General features: G+C 73.2%; 16 protein-coding genes. 6 read left to right on the forward strand and 10 right to left on the reverse strand.

The genetic code is table 11. The features are described from left to right. Positions 1-54: 54 nt before the first annotated feature. Positions 55-615 carry a DUF1707 domain-containing protein gene (locus tag ACIBQ8_RS31460; RefSeq protein WP_397179292.1) on the reverse strand — a complete coding sequence of 187 codons (561 nt, stop codon included), beginning with the start codon at positions 613-615 and terminating at the stop codon, positions 55-57. Positions 616-662: 47 nt separating this feature from the next. Continuing rightward, on the reverse strand, positions 663-1,544 hold the full coding sequence (locus tag ACIBQ8_RS31465) for a DNA-3-methyladenine glycosylase family protein (RefSeq protein WP_397193677.1): 882 nt from the start codon (positions 1,542-1,544) through the stop codon (positions 663-665). Positions 1,545-1,643: 99 nt separating this feature from the next. Here ACIBQ8_RS31465 and ACIBQ8_RS31470 point away from each other — a divergent pair, with 99 nt between their 5' ends. Further along, positions 1,644-1,808, forward strand: a complete 165-nt coding sequence (locus tag ACIBQ8_RS31470) for a DUF6203 family protein (RefSeq protein ID WP_397179294.1) — start codon at positions 1,644-1,646, stop codon at positions 1,806-1,808. Here the strand turns inward: ACIBQ8_RS31470 and ACIBQ8_RS31475 are convergent. The 3 genes from ACIBQ8_RS31475 to ACIBQ8_RS31485 are packed head-to-tail and all read right to left on the reverse strand — an operon-like array spanning position 1,805 to position 4,774. Continuing rightward, on the reverse strand, positions 1,805-2,503 hold the full coding sequence (locus ACIBQ8_RS31475; protein ID WP_397179295.1) for a phosphatase PAP2 family protein: 699 nt from the start codon (positions 2,501-2,503) through the stop codon (positions 1,805-1,807). The two genes, ACIBQ8_RS31470 and ACIBQ8_RS31475, sit on opposite strands and share 4 nt — an antisense overlap. Beyond that, the gene (locus ACIBQ8_RS31480) at positions 2,490-3,215 is read right to left on the reverse strand and encodes a phosphatase PAP2 family protein (RefSeq protein ID WP_397179296.1); all 726 of its coding nucleotides are present in this window, start codon (positions 3,213-3,215) and stop codon (positions 2,490-2,492) included. The genes ACIBQ8_RS31475 and ACIBQ8_RS31480 overlap by 14 nt, the downstream gene beginning before the upstream one ends. Further along, positions 3,215-4,774 carry a phospholipase D family protein gene (locus tag ACIBQ8_RS31485; RefSeq protein ID WP_397179297.1) on the reverse strand — a complete coding sequence of 520 codons (1,560 nt, stop codon included), beginning with the start codon at positions 4,772-4,774 and terminating at the stop codon, positions 3,215-3,217. The genes ACIBQ8_RS31480 and ACIBQ8_RS31485 overlap by 1 nt, the downstream gene beginning before the upstream one ends. Positions 4,775-4,838: 64 nt before the next feature. Here ACIBQ8_RS31485 and ACIBQ8_RS31490 point away from each other — a divergent pair, with 64 nt between their 5' ends. After that, on the forward strand, positions 4,839-5,717 hold the full coding sequence (locus ACIBQ8_RS31490; RefSeq protein ID WP_397193678.1) for a diacylglycerol/lipid kinase family protein: 879 nt from the start codon (positions 4,839-4,841) through the stop codon (positions 5,715-5,717). Here the strand turns inward: ACIBQ8_RS31490 and ACIBQ8_RS31495 are convergent. After that, positions 5,714-7,042 (reverse strand): MFS transporter, encoded by a 1,329-nt coding sequence (locus ACIBQ8_RS31495; RefSeq protein ID WP_397193679.1) that lies wholly within the window; start codon positions 7,040-7,042, stop codon positions 5,714-5,716. The two genes, ACIBQ8_RS31490 and ACIBQ8_RS31495, sit on opposite strands and share 4 nt — an antisense overlap. A gap of 135 nt (positions 7,043-7,177) precedes the next feature. Between ACIBQ8_RS31495 and ACIBQ8_RS31500 the strand changes: the two genes are divergently transcribed. Beyond that, positions 7,178-8,677, forward strand: a complete 1,500-nt coding sequence (locus ACIBQ8_RS31500; RefSeq protein WP_397193680.1) for a cobyric acid synthase — start codon at positions 7,178-7,180, stop codon at positions 8,675-8,677. Here the strand turns inward: ACIBQ8_RS31500 and ACIBQ8_RS31505 are convergent. Beyond that, on the reverse strand, positions 8,647-9,696 hold the full coding sequence (locus ACIBQ8_RS31505; RefSeq protein WP_397193681.1) for a 1-acyl-sn-glycerol-3-phosphate acyltransferase: 1,050 nt from the start codon (positions 9,694-9,696) through the stop codon (positions 8,647-8,649). The genes ACIBQ8_RS31500 and ACIBQ8_RS31505 overlap by 31 nt on opposite strands. A gap of 40 nt (positions 9,697-9,736) precedes the next feature. Further along, positions 9,737-10,549, reverse strand: coding sequence for a patatin-like phospholipase family protein (locus tag ACIBQ8_RS31510; protein WP_397179302.1), 813 nt, complete (start codon positions 10,547-10,549; stop codon positions 9,737-9,739). Positions 10,550-10,685: 136 nt separating this feature from the next. On the opposite strand from ACIBQ8_RS31510, the gene ACIBQ8_RS31515 reads away from it, so the two are divergent. Genes ACIBQ8_RS31515 through ACIBQ8_RS31525 form a run of 3 tightly spaced genes read left to right on the forward strand, consistent with a single transcriptional unit; the run spans position 10,686 to position 13,379 of the window. Beyond that, complete coding sequence (locus ACIBQ8_RS31515; RefSeq protein ID WP_397179303.1) at positions 10,686-11,597, forward strand: ATP-binding cassette domain-containing protein; 912 nt, start codon at positions 10,686-10,688, stop codon at positions 11,595-11,597. After that, entirely contained in the window at positions 11,575-12,366 is a 792-nt protein-coding gene (locus ACIBQ8_RS31520) for an ABC transporter permease subunit (protein WP_397193682.1), read from the forward strand. Before ACIBQ8_RS31515 ends, ACIBQ8_RS31520 begins: the two co-directional genes overlap by 23 nt. Continuing rightward, positions 12,366-13,379 (forward strand): PucR family transcriptional regulator, encoded by a 1,014-nt coding sequence (locus ACIBQ8_RS31525; protein ID WP_397179305.1) that lies wholly within the window; start codon positions 12,366-12,368, stop codon positions 13,377-13,379. Before ACIBQ8_RS31520 ends, ACIBQ8_RS31525 begins: the two co-directional genes overlap by 1 nt. Here ACIBQ8_RS31525 and ACIBQ8_RS31530 read toward each other — a convergent pair. Further along, complete coding sequence (locus ACIBQ8_RS31530; RefSeq protein WP_397179306.1) at positions 13,370-13,990, reverse strand: LysE family translocator; 621 nt, start codon at positions 13,988-13,990, stop codon at positions 13,370-13,372. The genes ACIBQ8_RS31525 and ACIBQ8_RS31530 overlap by 10 nt on opposite strands. Before the next feature lie 17 nt (positions 13,991-14,007). Beyond that, positions 14,008-14,955: a quinone oxidoreductase family protein gene (locus ACIBQ8_RS31535; protein WP_397193683.1), complete on the reverse strand. Its 948-nt coding sequence runs from the start codon at positions 14,953-14,955 to the stop codon at positions 14,008-14,010. Positions 14,956-15,213 lie beyond the last annotated feature (258 nt).

Raw genomic sequence — 15,213 nt, forward strand, 5'->3', positions numbered from 1 at the left:
CGAGGTGATCAGATGATCGAGAGCGAAGTGGTCAGGTGCCTGTATGAGAAGACGTCAGGCCATGGAGGATCGGTAGCGGATCCAGATGTCGCCTCGGCTGTGGCCGGAGAGGCGGAGGACCACCGCGTCGGCGGCGGGCGGTTCGACCGGTTTGTTGTGGACCCGGCCGAGCCCGGGGGAGACCACCTCGTCGGCGCGCACCCGCCAGCCGTGCGGCACCTTCAGGTGCAGGTCGCCGAACCATGAGGTGATCGTCACCTGCACCAGCACCTCGGGATGGGGGCACTCGGCGGCGAGGAAGTCGAGCGTCGCGGTGCCCCAGACGCCCAGCCGGACGTCGATGCGCGGCGGCACCACCCACCGCCCGGCCCGGCTCACCCGCCAGTGCTCGGTGTGCATCCGCAGCACGTCGGAGGAGGCGGGAGCCGGGGAGAGGGCCGGCAGGTCGGCGACGAGGGCGCCGAGCTCGCCGACCGTCCTGGCGGCGTAGGCGCGGTCGATGCGTTCGCGTAACTCGTCGAGGCTGATGCGGCCTTCGGCGACCGCTTGCCGCAGCCTGTCGGCCACCTGGTCGCGGTCGTGGTCGCCGGCCCGGATGTCGGCGTCGTCGGTCATGGCGACCACTCTAAGGATCATCGGGCTCGCGGGCCATGCGCGCGGGTTCAGTCGCTCGCGGTCCGGTAGCCGGTGGCGCGGAACAGGAACGACGCCCACGACCGGTAGGGCCGCCACGCCTCGGCGAGCTTGCGGTAGGCGGCCGCGGGGGCGTCCTCGGGCAGCCCGTACGCCTCGCGCAGGATGCCGAACAGCCGGGGTTCGTCGCCGGGGAACGCGTCGGGCGCGCCGGCTCCGCGGATCAGGATCAGCCCGGCCGAGAACGGCCCCACGCCGGGCAGCGCGCGCAGTTCGGCCAGGGCGTCCTCGGGGGTGAGCGAGCGCAGGTGCTCGGTGGTGAGCACGCCGTCGAGCGCCGCCCGCGCCAGGCCGCGCAGCCACTCCTCCTTCTGCGCGGGCAGGCCGAGACCGCCCGCGTCCACCAGGCTCACGGGCGGCGGGAACGCCTGGTACGCCTGCCCGTCCACGGTGACGGCGGCGCCGTACCGGTCGGCGATGCGCTGCTTGACGCGCGCGGCGACGAGCATCGACGAGCGCTGCACGATCACCGCCCAGCAGGCCGCCTCCCACGGGCTCCAGAAGCACACCGGCCGCAGCCCCGGGCGGTCCCGCTGCACGTCGCCGAGTACCGGGTCGGCCGTGCCGAGTTCGGCGAAGCCGGTGGCGTCCACGTCGAGGGAGAGGATGCGCGCGATCTCGCCGCGGATCGCGGGGCCGGGTGCCCGGGTGGTGGTGACGGCGACGCCGCCGGGGGCGGCGGTGACGCTCACCCCGATCGGCAGCCAGTCGGACTCGGCGCAGTAGGCGAAGCGCAGCGTCCGGCCGTCGGAGGGGAGCGCGCTGGTGGCCGGCCAGTCCTCGACGAAGCGCAGCGCGGCGCCGAAGTCGAACGGGCCCTTCGCGGTGAGCGTGAATCCGTGCGTGGTCATGGGCCGTATGGTAGGCGCCGCGGCGGCATGGTCCCTGGTGGGGCCGGGCCTTCGCATCACGGGGCCCGATGGGGGCAGCGGGCGGGGATGAAGAAGTTCATGAAGATCTTCGTGGCGCGCTGGCTGGCCCGTACCCCCTGGGGGCTGGCGATCCTGGCCGCCGCCTACCTGCTCGGACGGCGGAGGAGGCAGGCCGGGCGGCCCGCCGGACGGCCGACCGGCCGCCGGCGGGCGCGCCGCGAGCCCGTCCACCACCGCCGCTAGTCCCGGACGGGGGCGGGACGCCGGCGGTCGCCCACCGCGGCCGCCGGCCGTCTGTCCCAGGTGCGGTAGAGGACGGACCGGGCGGCCACCACCACGCAGAACACGCCGAGCAGCAGCCCCCACGTCACGTCCGAGAAGAAGTGCATGCCGCGGTAGAGCCGGGAGAAGGCGACGATCAGCGGGGCGGCGATCCCGATCGTCCAGATCACCACCTGCAGGGCCCGGTTGCGCACGTGCGTCGTCAGCACCAGCGCCAGCCCGCAGTAGAACGCGACGGCGGCGCTGACGTGCCCCGAGGGGAAGCTGGAGGTGGGCGGCGCGGGGTCGAGGTGGGGCACCGGCGGACGGCTGCGGCCGACGGGCTCGGTGGTGGCCAGGAAGACCAGCGACTGGCCCCAGACCGCCGCGATCATGAAGATCGACTCCCGCCAGCGCTTGTAGACCAGCCGGAACAGGACCACCGCCACCGCCGTGAACGCCACGACGTAGGGCGTGTCCGACAGGCTGGTGCCGTAGTCGGTGAGCGTGTTCCACAGCGACGTGCGGATGGAGGCGAAGCCCTTGCTCACGGCCACGTCGCCGGGCTGGGGGACGCCGACGATGAGCAGCCCCATGCCGTACGTGACGGCGCCCATCAGCACCAGAGGTAACACCAGCGTCAACGCGTAGTACCGGACATGCTCAGCTTTGCTCATCGGGCACCTTCACCGGTTCGGGTTCCATACCTTCGGTCAGCGGCGCGGTGGGCCGGCGGCCCGTGTCGCGCCGCCACGTCTCGAACGCCGCCGCGGTCGCGGCGATCACCGCCACGCCCAGCACGACCCCCGCCACGACGTCGCTCACCCAGTGCACGCCGAGGGCGATCCTGGTGAAGCCCACCGAGACCACCACGAAACAGGCCAGCACCCAGGCCAGCCGGCGCCCCCAGCGGGGCAGCATCGGCAGCAGGAGCAGGGTGACGACCCCAGCCCCGAGCGTCACGTTGACCGCGTGGCCGGAGGGGAAGGAGTCGCCGGGCGCGAGCGCCACGGGGTCGGGCAGGTGCGGGCGCACCCGTGCGACGAGGATCTTGAGGCCGAGCCCGATCAGGCCGCCCGCGGTCACGGTCGTGATCGCCCACAGGGCCAGCCTTCGCCTGCCGTGCGCCAGCAGCCAGATCGTGAACGCCGCCACCGCGACGCGCCACGGCCACGGCCCGAACAGGTCGGTCCAGACGATGAGCACCCTGGTCACGCCGGGATGGGCGAGCGCGTACTCGTGCAGTTCGTGGGCCACCCCGGCGTCCAGCCGGTTGAGCGGCATCTTGGCCACGACGAGCAGCAGGGAGAACGGGATCATGATGAGCGCGACGGCGAACGCCGCGACCGTCATCCGTGGTCCCAGCCGGTCGAGCAGGAATGTCTTCATCAGAACCTCCGCGATCTCCGCAGCTCCGGCGGCCGGCCGTCGGGGTCGACGGCGAACCGGTAGAGCGGCATGGCCATCGCCCTGCGCACCCGGGACAGCGTGGGGGCCGGGTGGGGGCGTAACCGGCCGGACGGGCGCGGGCCCCGGCAGCCGCCCGAGTGCCACGCCTCCAGCCGGGCCGCCGACTCGGCGAACGCGTCGAAGGCGGCGACCGGGTCGCACAGCTCGTCCCGGCCGGACTCCGACTCCTCGTCCAGGTGCTCGGCCATGAGCGTCAGCCGCAGGTCGCGGGCGAAGCGCAGGGCGCCGTGCGGCGGCCTCGGGTCCTCCCGCTCGTCCAGGACGGCGCAGCTCAGCTCCGAGTCGTAGGTCCACGAGCGCAGGTTGACGTTGTCCGACCCGACCGAGGCCCACACGTCGTCCACCACGCACACCTTGGCGTGCACGTAGACGGGGGTGCCCTGGTGGTTCTCCAGGTCGTAGATCGCGACCCGGTCGCCGCCGGCCCGCATCAGCCGGTCCAGCGCCTCGACCCGGCCGATCAGGCTCGCCGGGCCGGCCAGCCAGCCGTCCTGGTCGGGGTGGCGCGGCACCACGATGATCATGCGCAGCTCCGGCTCGCGCTCCAGCGCCCGGGCGAACGGCTCGATCACGTCCGTGGACCACAGGTACTGGTCCTCCAGGTACACCAGCGACCGGGCCCTGCCGAGCACCTTGTGGTAGGCGTGCGCGATGCTGCGCTCGCCGTCCGGCGCGAACGGGTACGCGCTGTGCCGGGCGGGGTAGGTGCGCAGGAGCTGCACGTGGTGGGTGCCCGCCCGCGGGGGCGGCGGTCCCGGCTCGGGCAGCGGGGGAGCGTCGTCCAGCTTGCTGAAGTGGTCGCGCAGGCGGCGCAGCGGGTCCCTGGTCTCGGGGGCCGGGTCCTCCCAGCGTTCGCAGAAGGTCTTCTCCACCTCGGCGACCGCCGGGCCGTGGATGGCGAGCTGGATGTCGTGCCAGGGCGGGCGGGGGCCGTACACGTCGGGCATCGGGCAGGACTGCGGGTCGCCCAGGTGCTCGGCGTCGTCGCGGCGGCTGTGGCACAGGTCGATGCCGCCGACGAAGGCCACGTCCGCCGTGGGGTCGCCGTCGTGGCGGATGATGACGAACTTCTGGTGGTGCGAGCCGCCCGGCTTGGTCCGGGTGTCCAGCAGCGCCTGCCCGTGCGCGTTCTCGATCTTCTCGCCCAGGTGCCGGTTCTCGGCCGCGCTGAACCGCAGGCGGTCCAGGTGCGAGCGCCAGATGAGGCCCCTGACGACGGCGCCGCGCTCGGCCGCGGCCCCGAGGGCGGCGCTCACCGTGGGGCCGTCGTCGGTCAGCCGCTCGTCGGGGTCGCCCCGCCAGTCGGCGAACAGCAGCAGGTCGTCCTTGCGCAGCGCTTCCAGACAGGTCTTCAGCTCCGCGAAGTACGTGGCGCCGTGGATCAGCGGCCGTACGTCGTTGCCGCTGGACCACGCGTCGAGGCCGGTCGCCCGGTTGTCGCGTTCCTCCTCGGTGAGGAACCAGTCCTGGATGCGCATTCGGCCACCGCTACCCGTACGAAACCCATTAATAACCCGGTAAAGGCCGGGTAGTGAGGGAGGAGTGTCCCCCACTATCGCGGTTGTCGCACATCAGAAGAAGATCCTCGGCGCCGGGCTGGACCGGCTGCGCGTGCTGCTCACCGAGCGGGACGTCGGCGAGCTGATCTGGCACGAGGTGCCCAAGAGCAAGAAGGCGCCCAAGAAGGTGCGCAAGGCGCTCAAGGCGGGCGCGGACCTGGTGTTCGTCTGGGGCGGTGACGGCATGGTGCAGCGCTGCGCCGACGCCATGGCCGGCTCCGGCGTGCCGATGGCGATCCTGCCCGCCGGGACGGCCAACCTGTTCGCCGGCAACCTGGGCATCCCGACCGACCTGGAGGAGTCCGTACGGATCGGCTTCGAGGGCCGCCGTGCCGAGCTGGACCTCGGGGTGCTCAACGGCGAGCACTTCGCCGTCATGGCCGGGGCCGGGTTCGAGGCCGAGATGATCGCCGAGGCCGACGGCAAGGCCAAGCGGAAGTTCGGCAAGCTGAGCTACGTCAAGGCCGCCGTCCGGCACGTCGGCGGGCCCCTGGTGCCGATGACGGTCAAGGTCGACGGGGCCACCTGGTTCGAGGGGGAGGCGAGCTGCCTGCTGCTCGGCAACGTGGGCACGCTCGCCGGCGGGGTCGAGGCGTTCGACGACGCCCGGCCCGACGACGGCTGGCTGGAGGTCGGGCTGTCCACGGCCAAGGGGCCGATCCAGTGGGCCCGGGTGATGGGCAAGATGGCCGCCGGACGGTCGGAGGACTCGCCGTTCGTGCGCATCACCCGGGCGCGCAAGGTGACGGCCCGGTTCGGGTCGCCGATGACGTACGAGCTGGACGGCGGCGACCGCGAGGCCACCACCAAGATCAAGGCGAAGGTGGTCCCGGGCGCGCTGACCGTCTGCCTGCCGTCCTAGCCGGCGCGGGCGGCGTCCATGACCCGCCCGGCGTCGCGCTCGAAGGAGGCGCGGGCGCCGAGCGTCAGGAGGCCGCCCACGATCATGGGGACGACCAGCAGGTACATGCCGCCGATCAGCGAGCCGAACCGGTCGGAGGCGATGCCGACGACGAGCGAGCCGAACGCCCCTGCCGCCGTGATGAGCAGTTGCAGGACGGCGAAGCCGAGACCGCGCGCGGCGGCCGGGACGACGTCGGCCACGCAGGCCGTCATGTTCGGGATCGCGATCGACATCAGCGAGCAGGCCAGCAGGACCAGCGCGGTCATCGGGCCGATCGAGTCCATGGCCAGCGCCCCGGCCAGGACGGCCGCGCCCGCCGTGATGCCGCCGCCGCCGGCCAGCAGCCTGCCGCCCTTGCGGGTGCCGTGCCACCTGCGGCCCAGCCAGGAGCCGACCAGGGTGCCGGCCAGCGTCCCGGCGATGGTGATCAGGCCGCTCAGCGAGCCGGCGGCGCCGACGCCGACGCCGTACTCGCGGACCATGAGCGTGGGCAGCCAGTAGAAGATCCCGGCCAGGCCGAGGGTGAGCAGGCCCAGCCCGACGCAGACGTACAGCAGCGTCGGGATGCGGATGACCTGCCCGAACTGCTGCCAGAAGGGCGCCTTGGGCGGGGTGGCCCGCTCGGCCGGCTCCGCGGTTTCGGCGGGGGCTCCGGCGACCATCCGGTCCAGGTCGCCGCGACCCGGCTCGCGCAGGAACCAGACGAGGACCGCCGTGAGCACGCCGGGCACCACCATCACCAGGAACGCGGTCCGCCAGGAGAACACCTCGGCCAGCACGCCGCCCAGCAGCGTGCCGATGCCGCCGAGGTAGGTCGTGACGCGGGTCAGCCCGTACGCCTTGGCCCGGCTGACCGGCGGGTAGTAGTCGGCGAGCAGGCTGCCGGCGGCCGGGTTGTCGATGTTCTCGGCCGCCGCGAGCAGCACCCGCATCAGGTAGAACATCACGAAGCCGGTGGCCAGGCCCGAGCCGAGCGTGGCGACGGCCCACAGCAGGACGACCACCGCGATGATCCGCGTCCGGCTGAACCGGTCGGCCAGGAAGCCCGCGGGCAGGGAGACGATCGCGGCGGCCAGCGCCGCGGCGGTCGGGATGGAGCCCGCGGCGGTGTCGCTGAAGCCCCATTCCTTCTGGACGAGCGGCAGCACCCCCGACAGCAGGTTGTACTCCATGCGGTCCACGAGCCCGACGAAGAAGAGCACGACCAGCGGCGCCCAGCCGAACGGCGCCCTGGTCCCCGCGTCGATGACGCCGGCACGCGGCGAACCCAACGTCCTGACCATGCTCACCCTTCCCGTAGGAAAATCTAGAATTCTGTTCTAGGCGAACGTTCTAGCCAGAGTGGCAGAAGTCACACGATTCGTAAATGGGCGGTTTCTGGGAAATTTCGCAGTTTGGGGCTCATGTACGGTGATCGCATGAATGCTGGGCAGGTCACGGGCGCCATGCTGGTCGCCGGCACCACCTCCGACGCGGGCAAGAGCGTGGTGACCGCCGGGATCTGCCGCTGGCTGGCCCGCCAGGGCGTGCGCGTGGCGCCCTTCAAGGCCCAGAACATGTCGCTCAACTCCTACGTCACCGCCGGCGGCGCCGAGATCGGCCGCGCCCAGGCCATGCAGGCCCAGGCCGCCGGGCTGGAACCGGTCGCCGACATGAACCCCGTCCTGCTCAAGCCGGGCAGCGACCGCCGCAGCCAGGTCGTGCTCCTGGGCGAGCCCGTCGCCGACGTGGACGCCATGGAGTACGGCGCGCTGAAGGACCTCCTGCGGGCCACCGCCCTGGCGTCCCTGGACCGGCTGCGCGCCCAGTACGACGTGGTGATCTGCGAGGGCGCCGGCAGCCCCGCGGAGATCAACCTGCGCCGCGGCGACATCGCGAACATGGGCCTGGCCAGGGCCGCCGGGCTGCCCGTCGTCGTGGTCGGCGACATCGACAGGGGCGGCGTGTTCGCCGCCTTCCACGGCACGGTCGCCCTGCTGGACGCGGCCGACCAGGCCCTCGTGTCGGGGTTCGTGGTGAACAAGTTCCGGGGCGCCCGCGAGCTGCTCGAACCCGGCCTCGACATGCTCAGGAAGCTCACCGGCCGGTCGGTGTACGGCGTGCTGCCCTGGCTCGACGGCCTCTGGCTGGACGTCGAGGACTCCCTCGCGCTGGACAACCGCCGGGTCGCGACCGGCCGGCCGCTGGGCAGGCAGACGTTGCGCGTGGCGGTCGTCCGGCTGCCCCGGATCTCCAACTTCACCGACCTGGACGCCCTGGCCGCCGAGCCCGGCGTGGTCGTGCGCTTCGTGACCGACCCGGTCGAGCTGGACGACGCCGACCTGGTGGTGCTGCCGGGCTCGCGGGCCACGGTCGAGGACCTGGCCTGGCTGCGGCGCACCGGCCTGGCCGACGCCCTGCTCGCGCGGCGCGGGCCCGTCCTCGGGATCTGCGGCGGGTTCCAGATGCTCGGCCGGGAGATCGTGGACGAGGTCGAGTCGCGGGCGGGCCGGGTGGACGGGCTCGGGCTGCTGCCGGTGCGCGTCGAGTTCGCGCCCGACAAGCGGCTCGCCCGGCCGGTCGGGCACGCCTACGGGCAGCCGGTCAGCGCGTACGAGATCCACCACGGACGCGCGACGGTCGAGGGCGGCGAGCCCTTCCTGGACGGCTGCCGCGCCGGCGACGTGTGGGGCACCACCTGGCACGGCGCCCTGGAGAACGACGCCTTCCGCCGGGCCTTCCTGGCCGACGTGGCCGAACGCGCCGGGCGCGCCTTCGTCCCCGCCCCTGACACCGACTTCGGCCGCCTGCGCGAGGCCCGCCTCGACGCCCTCGGCGACCTGGTCGAGCAGCACCTGGACACCGACGCCCTGCTCGGCCTGCTGCGCGACGGCCCCGCCCCCGTGCCCTACCTGCCGCCGGGCGCCCCCTCGGCCTGATCGCGCCGGGCACGCTCGCCCTGGGCGGTGATCCAGGCGTCGATCTCCTCCCAGTGGGAGTACAGCCAGCGGACCTGGCTCTTCCGGTCGTCCCTGGGCACCTCGGCCGCCGGCACCCGCCACCACCTGGCCGTGATCCGCGCCGCGTACGGCAGCCTGCGCCACACGTCGCCGATCGTGACCAGGTCGTCCAGGCCGGTGTGCGCGACGAAGACCACGTCGGCCTCCGGGCAGGCGGTGATCGCGGCGATGGCCCCGTTCGGCCGGGGCGGCAGCAGGTGCGTCATGCCGCGCGCCCGCTCCGCCTCCTCGGCCAGCCCCTTGTCCTCCAGCCGGCGGATCGCCAGCCGCCGCCGGCGCGGGGTGAAGTTGCCGCCCTCGGGGAAGATCACCAGCGCGTCGCGGTCGTCCATGGTCGCCGACAGCCGCCGGATCTCCTCGATCACCCGCTCGCGGCCGGACCGCCGCGGCACGAAGGCGTTCGGCAGGCGGTTGACCACGACGTCGAGCGACGGGTCGTACTGGAGGGCGGCCTTCATGACGATCCGCGGGTGCCGCCCGTACACCGCCAGCAGGTGGTAGATCAGCAGGAAGGAGTCGCCGGGCCCGGCGTGCCGGGAGAGCACCACGACCGGGCGGCTCAGCCGGGCGGCGCGCTCCTGCGGGGTCGGCGCGGGCTCCTCGACGTCCACGGTCAGCCGGAAGATGCGCACCGCCGCGGCGTACACCTTGGCCAGGAACCAGCGGATCAGCGCGTAGTGCCGCTCCTGGCGCCGGGCCCGCCCGAACGCCCCCGACAGCCACAGCCCGAGGCACGCGATGAGCACCGCCGACTCCAGCGTCAGCCAGGCCGCGGCGAACCAGACGAACCGCAACCCCCTGCGCTGCGGCGGCGGCAGCCGCAAGGACGCCCCGAACGTGACCAGCAGCCACAACGGCAACGTCACCAGCACCACCACGGTGACCGCGATGACGAGCGGAGCCAGCACGATCCGGCGCACGATGCGCGGTGGGATCAACGGCGCCTCCCTGAGGTCGGCCTTCCCCGAGGTCCTACCTTCATCCTCCTCTTGTCCGCAGGTAGCGGGAAGAAGCCTGGTACGCCCGCTCGATGTAGGTGGAGATCTGGGACAGGTCGCGGTAGCGCAGGGTGGACAGCGGCGCGGCGACCCCGGCGGGCAGCACGTGCACCTCCACCCCCGGCGGCAACGTGGCCATCTCCTCGGCGAACCGGTAGCGGCGGGCGATCTCGAACGCCACCATCCCCACCTCCCAGAACCGCCGGGGCGCGGTCAGCGGGCGCTCGATCCGGCCGACGTGCAGCACGTAGACCCGCCTGGCCCCGAGCTGCACGGCCCGGCCGACGGGGATGCTGTGCACCAGCCCGCCGTCGAAGAAGTGCTCCCCGCCGATCTTCACGGGCGGCAGCAGCCCCGGCACCGCGCACGACGCCAGCACCGCGTCCACCAGCGGCCCGCTGGCGAACCAGTGGGCCGCGGCCCGCTCGACCGAGGCCGCCACGCACTGGAACGGCACCGCCAGCTCCTCGATCAGCTCCGTGCGCACCGTCCCGGCCAGCACCTCCCGCAGGGGACCGTTGGGATGCAGGTGGGTGCCGGTCCTGGCGAGGGTGGACAGCCGCGTCACCCACGACCCGGCGAACGCCGTGCGCACGACGTCGGAGCGCCACAACGAGGTCAGCCGGTCGACCGCCCGCGCGGGGTCGGCGGCGATGAGCGCGCCGTTGAGCGCGCCCACCGACGTGCCGACGACCACGTCGGGCCGGATGCCGAAGTCGTCGAGCGCCTGGAGCATGCCCACCTCGTGAGCCCCCAGCACGCCACCGCCACCGAGCACGAACGCCGTCTCCACGTTCCTCACCCTGCCCAATTCAGGCTGCCCATCGCACGCGGCCCATTCTCGTTGCCGTGTCCCGGAAGGGAACCGGCCGGGACGCTGCCGACTTCGGCCAGTGACCCCGGCGCCGCCCCGGCGGGACGATTCCGGCATGACAGCAGTGGTACAGGCCGAAGGGCTGACCAAGTACTACGGCGGGCGGCGCGGGCTCGAAGACCTCACGCTGGAGATCCGGCCCGGCGAGATCTTCGGCTACCTCGGGCCCAACGGCGCCGGCAAGACCACCACGATCAGGTTGCTCCTCGACGTGATCAGGCCCACCCGCGGCACGGTCCGCGTGCTCGGCCACGACCCGCGCGCCGCCGCCACCCGCGCCCGCATCGGCTACCTGCCCGGCGAGCTGGCGCTCGAAGGCCGCGACCGGGCCCGCGACTACCTGGGCTTCCTCGGCCGCGTGCGCGGCGGGGTGCCGGGCAGCCGCATCGAGGAACTGGCCGAACGGTTCGACGCCGACCTGTCGGTGCCGATGCGCAAGCTCTCCAAGGGCAACAAGCAGAAGGTCGGGCTGATCCAGGCGTTCATGCACGAGCCGGAGTTCCTCATCCTCGACGAGCCGACCAGCGGGCTCGACCCGCTCGTCCAGCAGGAGTTCCTGGCCATGGTCCGGGAGGTGCGGGCGTCCGGCCGGACCGTGCTCATGTCCTCGCACGTGCTGGCCGAGGTGGAGAGCGTCTCCGACCGGGTCGGCATCGTCCGCGCGGGCCGCCTGGTGACCGTGGAGAACGTGGCCGCGCTGCGCGAGAAGGCCGTACGCCGGATGGAGCTGCACTTCGACGCCCCGGTGCCGGCGTCGGCGTTCGAGGGCCTGCCGGGGGTGCGCGACCTGCGCGTGGAGGGCGCCAGCGTCCGGTGCACGATCGACGGCCGCCCGGACGCCCTGGTCAAGGCCGCCGCCCGGTTCACCGTCGTGCACCTGGTCAGCGCGGAGCCCGACCTGGAAGAGATCTTCCTGACCTACTACAGCGAGGAGGACCGGCACCATGATCACCAAGAGTCTGCGTGACCACCGCCGGGCCCTGATCTGGTGGACCGTCGGCATCAGCGCGTTCATGGCCCTCTACATCAGCATCTTCCGCAGCGTCAGCCAGGACCCGGAGACGTTCAACCAGCAGGCCCTGGCCAAGTACCCCGGTCCGCTCAGGGACCTCATGGGCGGCATGCCCGACCTGGCCCTCGGCGTCAACTTCCTGCAGACGGTCGTCTACCAGCTCTTCGTCCCGATGCTGTTCGTCGTGCTCGCCACCATGCTGGCCAACCGGGCGATCGCCCAGCCGGAGGAGGCCGGGACGCTGGAGCTCGTCGTCACGCTGCCGGTGGACCGCAAGCGGCTGGTGCTCCAGCGGTTCTGCGCGCTGGCGCTGGCTCTGCTGGCGGTGTTCGCCGTGACGCTGGCCGTGGCCTGGACGGCCGCGTCCGGGGCGGAGCTGGGGGTGCCGTTCGACCGCGTCCTGGCCGCGCACGCCGGGGTGCTGCTGCTCGCGCTGTTCTTCGGGACCGTGGCCCTGACCGTGGGCGCGGTGACCGGGCGCAGGGTGATCGCCTCGGCCGTGGTCGGCGTGTGGGTGGCGGCCGGGTACATCGTCGTCACACTCGGCCGCGGCGTGGCGGCCATCGCCTGGCTGAAGTGGCTGTCGCCGTTCCACTACTACGCCGAGGGCCGGCCGCTCTATGAGGGCCTGCCGGTCGGGGACTACCTTGTGCTGGCGGGAGCGACAGCAGTGCTCGCGCTCACCGCGATCCTGTCCTTCGACAGGCGTGACGTAGGAGTGTGATGGTGCTCTCCAGGATGCCCGCCGACCTGCTCGGCGGGCATCGCCAGGTGCTGGCCGGGGCGGCCGCCGGGCGTCCGCCCTCGCGGGCGGCGCTCGACGCCTGCCGCGCCGACGGCACGCGCGCCGCCGAGCAGGGCGTCCCGCTGCGGGCGCTGGTCGACGGCGCGCTCGCCGCCGCCGAGGGGCTGCCGGACGTGCTGCCCGCGCTGCGCAGGGCCGTCTCGGCGCTCATGGAGGGGTACGAGCTGGCCCAGCTCGCCGCCCTCAGGGGCGAGGAGACGGCCCGCAGGGAGTTCGTGGACGACCTGCTCCAGGGACGGGCCGAGCGGCTGGCCGAACGGGCCGAGCACTTCGGACTGCGGCTGGCCGAGTCGTACGTGGTGGCCGCCGCCCGCGGGCTGCGCGACGGGGACCAGGACCGCATCGAGCGCGATCTGATCGCGCGGTTCGGCTCGCACAACGTGCTGGTGGCGGTGCGCGAGGGGCTGCTGGTGTGCGTCGTGCCCGCCACGCTGCCCGCCGCCGTGGGGGAGTTCACCCATCACGTACGCGCCCGCTTCCCGGCCGGGTGGCGGGTCGGCGTGGGACGGCCGCACCGCGGGCCGGGCGGCGTCGTCACCTCCTTCAGGGAGGCGGCCGGGGCGCTGGAGCTGGCCGACGCGCTGCGGCTCACGCTCGACGTGGTCAAGGCCGCCGACCTGCTGGTCTTCCCCGTGCTGCTGCGCGACCGCGGCGCGATCGAGGACCTGGTGACCAGCGTGCTGAGCCCGCTGCTGCACGCCAGGGGCGGCCACGAGCCGCTGGTCGAGACGCTGGAGGCGGTCTTCGCCGCGCACGGCAACCAGGCGGCGGCCGCCCGCAGGCTGCGGATCAGCCCGCGGGCGGTGACGTACCGGCTGGAACGCATCCGCCGGCTGACCGGCTTCTCGCCCGACGACCCCACCCAGCGCTTCACCCTGGAGACCGCGGTCCTGGGCGCGCGGCTGCTGGACTGGCCGTGGGATCAGTCGTGAAGGGCGAGCCGCAGCCCGAACCCGACGATGACCACGCCGGTCACCCGGTCGAGGATCCGCCGTACGCGGGCCGACCGCAGGACGTCGCTCATCAGCGAGGCGAAGCCGATCAGCACCGCGCTCCACGCCAGCCCCTCGGCCGCGTGCACCCCGGCCAGCAGCAGCCCCATCGCCGCGTGCGGCGCGCCGGCCGGGATGAAGTGCGGCAACATCGCCACGTAGAACGCGCCCACCTTGGGGTTGAGCAGGTTCGTGAGCAGGCCGCGCCGGAACCCCTTGCCGAACCCGAACGCCCGCTGCCCGTCCTCCTCCTCGCCGGCCCGCGCCCTGGCAAGGAGCATGCGCACCCCCATCCACACCAGGTACGCCGCCCCCGCCCAGCGCAGGACGTCGTAGGCGAACCGCGAGGCCGCCAGCAGCGCCGACAGCCCCGCCGCGGTGAGCACGCCCCAGACCAGCGTGCCGAGCTGGATGCCCAGCACCACCCCCCAGGCCGCCCGCCTGCCGGTGAGCAGCGACGTGCGCAGGGTGAGAGCCGTGTCGAGCCCCGGCGTGATCGTCAGGAGCGCGACGACGGCAGCGAACGACCAGACTGCCGCATTGATGTCCACAAGGGGCGAGCGTAGCGCTAAGGAATCAACAGCAATTTTCCGGTCGTACGGCGGGCGGCGAGGTCCTCGTGGGCTCGTCGCGCCTCGGCCAGCGGGTAGCGCTCGGACACATTGATCCTGAGCTGCCCCGAGGAGATCCAGCCGAACAGGTCGGCGGCCCGCCAGAGCAGCTCCTCGCGCTCGGCGACGTAATGGACGAGCGTGGGCCTGGTCAGGAAGAGCGAGCCGGCGCGGTTGAGCGCCTGCGGGTCGATCGGCGGGACCGGGCCGCTGGCCGCGCCGTAGAGCGCCATGAGCCCGCGCGGGCGCAGCGCCTCCAGGCCGCCGTCGAACGTCGTCTTCCCGACGCCGTCGTAGACGACGTGGATCCGGCCGCGCAACGCGTCGGCGAACTCGTCGTAGCCCAGCACCTCGTCGGCCCCGGCCGCGCGGGCCAGCTTCTCCTTCTCCGGCGTGGAGACCGTGCTGTAGACCTTGGCGCCGCGCAGCTTGGCGACCTGGATCAGCAGCTGGCCCATGCCGCCCGCGCCGGCGTGCACCAGCACCTGGTCGCCCTCCTTGACGTCGTACGTCGAGTGGGTGAGGTAGTGGGCGGTCATGCCCTGGAGCATCGCCGCCGCCGCCAGCTCGGCGGACACGCCGTCGGGCACCGGCACCAGCCGGTCGGCCGGCACCACCGCCTTCTCCGCGTAACTCCCCAGCACGCCGGCCCAGGCGACGGTGTCGCCGACGGCCGGCCCCTCGACCCCCGGGCCGACGGCCGAGACCACGCCGGCCCCCTCGGACCCGATCGGGGTCGGCAGCGAGAGCGGGTAGGCGCCGGAACGGTGGTAGATGTCGATGAAGTTGACGCCGCTGGCCGCGACGTCGACCACGACCTCCCCGTCACCCGGCGCCGGATCGGGACGCTCGACGTATTCGAGAACCTCTGGACCGCCCTGGGCGGAGACGATGATGGCATGCATCCCCCCAGTCAACTCCGCCCGAGCCACCCCCCGCCACCCCACCCCACCACCGAGGAGCCTCAGTGAGGCCGTAGTGCGGGCCGCTCAGCACCCGCCCCTGGCCGCCCTGGCCGGAGACGATGTCGGCCCGCACTCCCTCGGTCAACTCGGCCCCGGCGGCCCATCGCCGCCCTGCCCCCACCGCGCCGCCGGAGGCTCTGGCGGATCGGCAGCACCTGCCGCGGTCGCGAGGGGCGCACCGCCCGCAGCTCACCGGCG

Source organism: Nonomuraea sp. NPDC049646, from assembly GCF_044465525.1.
In the GTDB taxonomy this organism is placed as follows: domain Bacteria; phylum Actinomycetota; class Actinomycetes; order Streptosporangiales; family Streptosporangiaceae; genus Nonomuraea.

Bases quoted from the DNA above. Each gene is read 5' to 3' on its own strand.
- ACIBQ8_RS31460 (WP_397179292.1), bottom strand. From the start codon at position 615: ATGACCGACGACGCCGACATCCGGGCCGGCGACCACGACCGCGACCAG.
- ACIBQ8_RS31465 (WP_397193677.1), bottom strand. From the start codon at position 1,544: ATGACCACGCACGGATTCACGCTCACCGCGAAGGGCCCGTTCGACTTC.
- ACIBQ8_RS31470 (WP_397179294.1), top strand. From the start codon at position 1,644: ATGAAGATCTTCGTGGCGCGCTGGCTGGCCCGTACCCCCTGGGGGCTG.
- ACIBQ8_RS31475 (WP_397179295.1), bottom strand. From the start codon at position 2,503: ATGAGCAAAGCTGAGCATGTCCGGTACTACGCGTTGACGCTGGTGTTA.
- ACIBQ8_RS31480 (WP_397179296.1), bottom strand. From the start codon at position 3,215: ATGAAGACATTCCTGCTCGACCGGCTGGGACCACGGATGACGGTCGCG.
- ACIBQ8_RS31485 (WP_397179297.1), bottom strand. From the start codon at position 4,774: ATGCGCATCCAGGACTGGTTCCTCACCGAGGAGGAACGCGACAACCGG.
- ACIBQ8_RS31495 (WP_397193679.1), bottom strand. From the start codon at position 7,042: ATGGTCAGGACGTTGGGTTCGCCGCGTGCCGGCGTCATCGACGCGGGG.
- ACIBQ8_RS31500 (WP_397193680.1), top strand. From the start codon at position 7,178: ATGAATGCTGGGCAGGTCACGGGCGCCATGCTGGTCGCCGGCACCACC.
- ACIBQ8_RS31515 (WP_397179303.1), top strand. From the start codon at position 10,686: ATGACAGCAGTGGTACAGGCCGAAGGGCTGACCAAGTACTACGGCGGG.
- ACIBQ8_RS31520 (WP_397193682.1), top strand. From the start codon at position 11,575: ATGATCACCAAGAGTCTGCGTGACCACCGCCGGGCCCTGATCTGGTGG.
- ACIBQ8_RS31525 (WP_397179305.1), top strand. From the start codon at position 12,366: ATGGTGCTCTCCAGGATGCCCGCCGACCTGCTCGGCGGGCATCGCCAG.
- ACIBQ8_RS31535 (WP_397193683.1), bottom strand. From the start codon at position 14,955: ATGCATGCCATCATCGTCTCCGCCCAGGGCGGTCCAGAGGTTCTCGAA.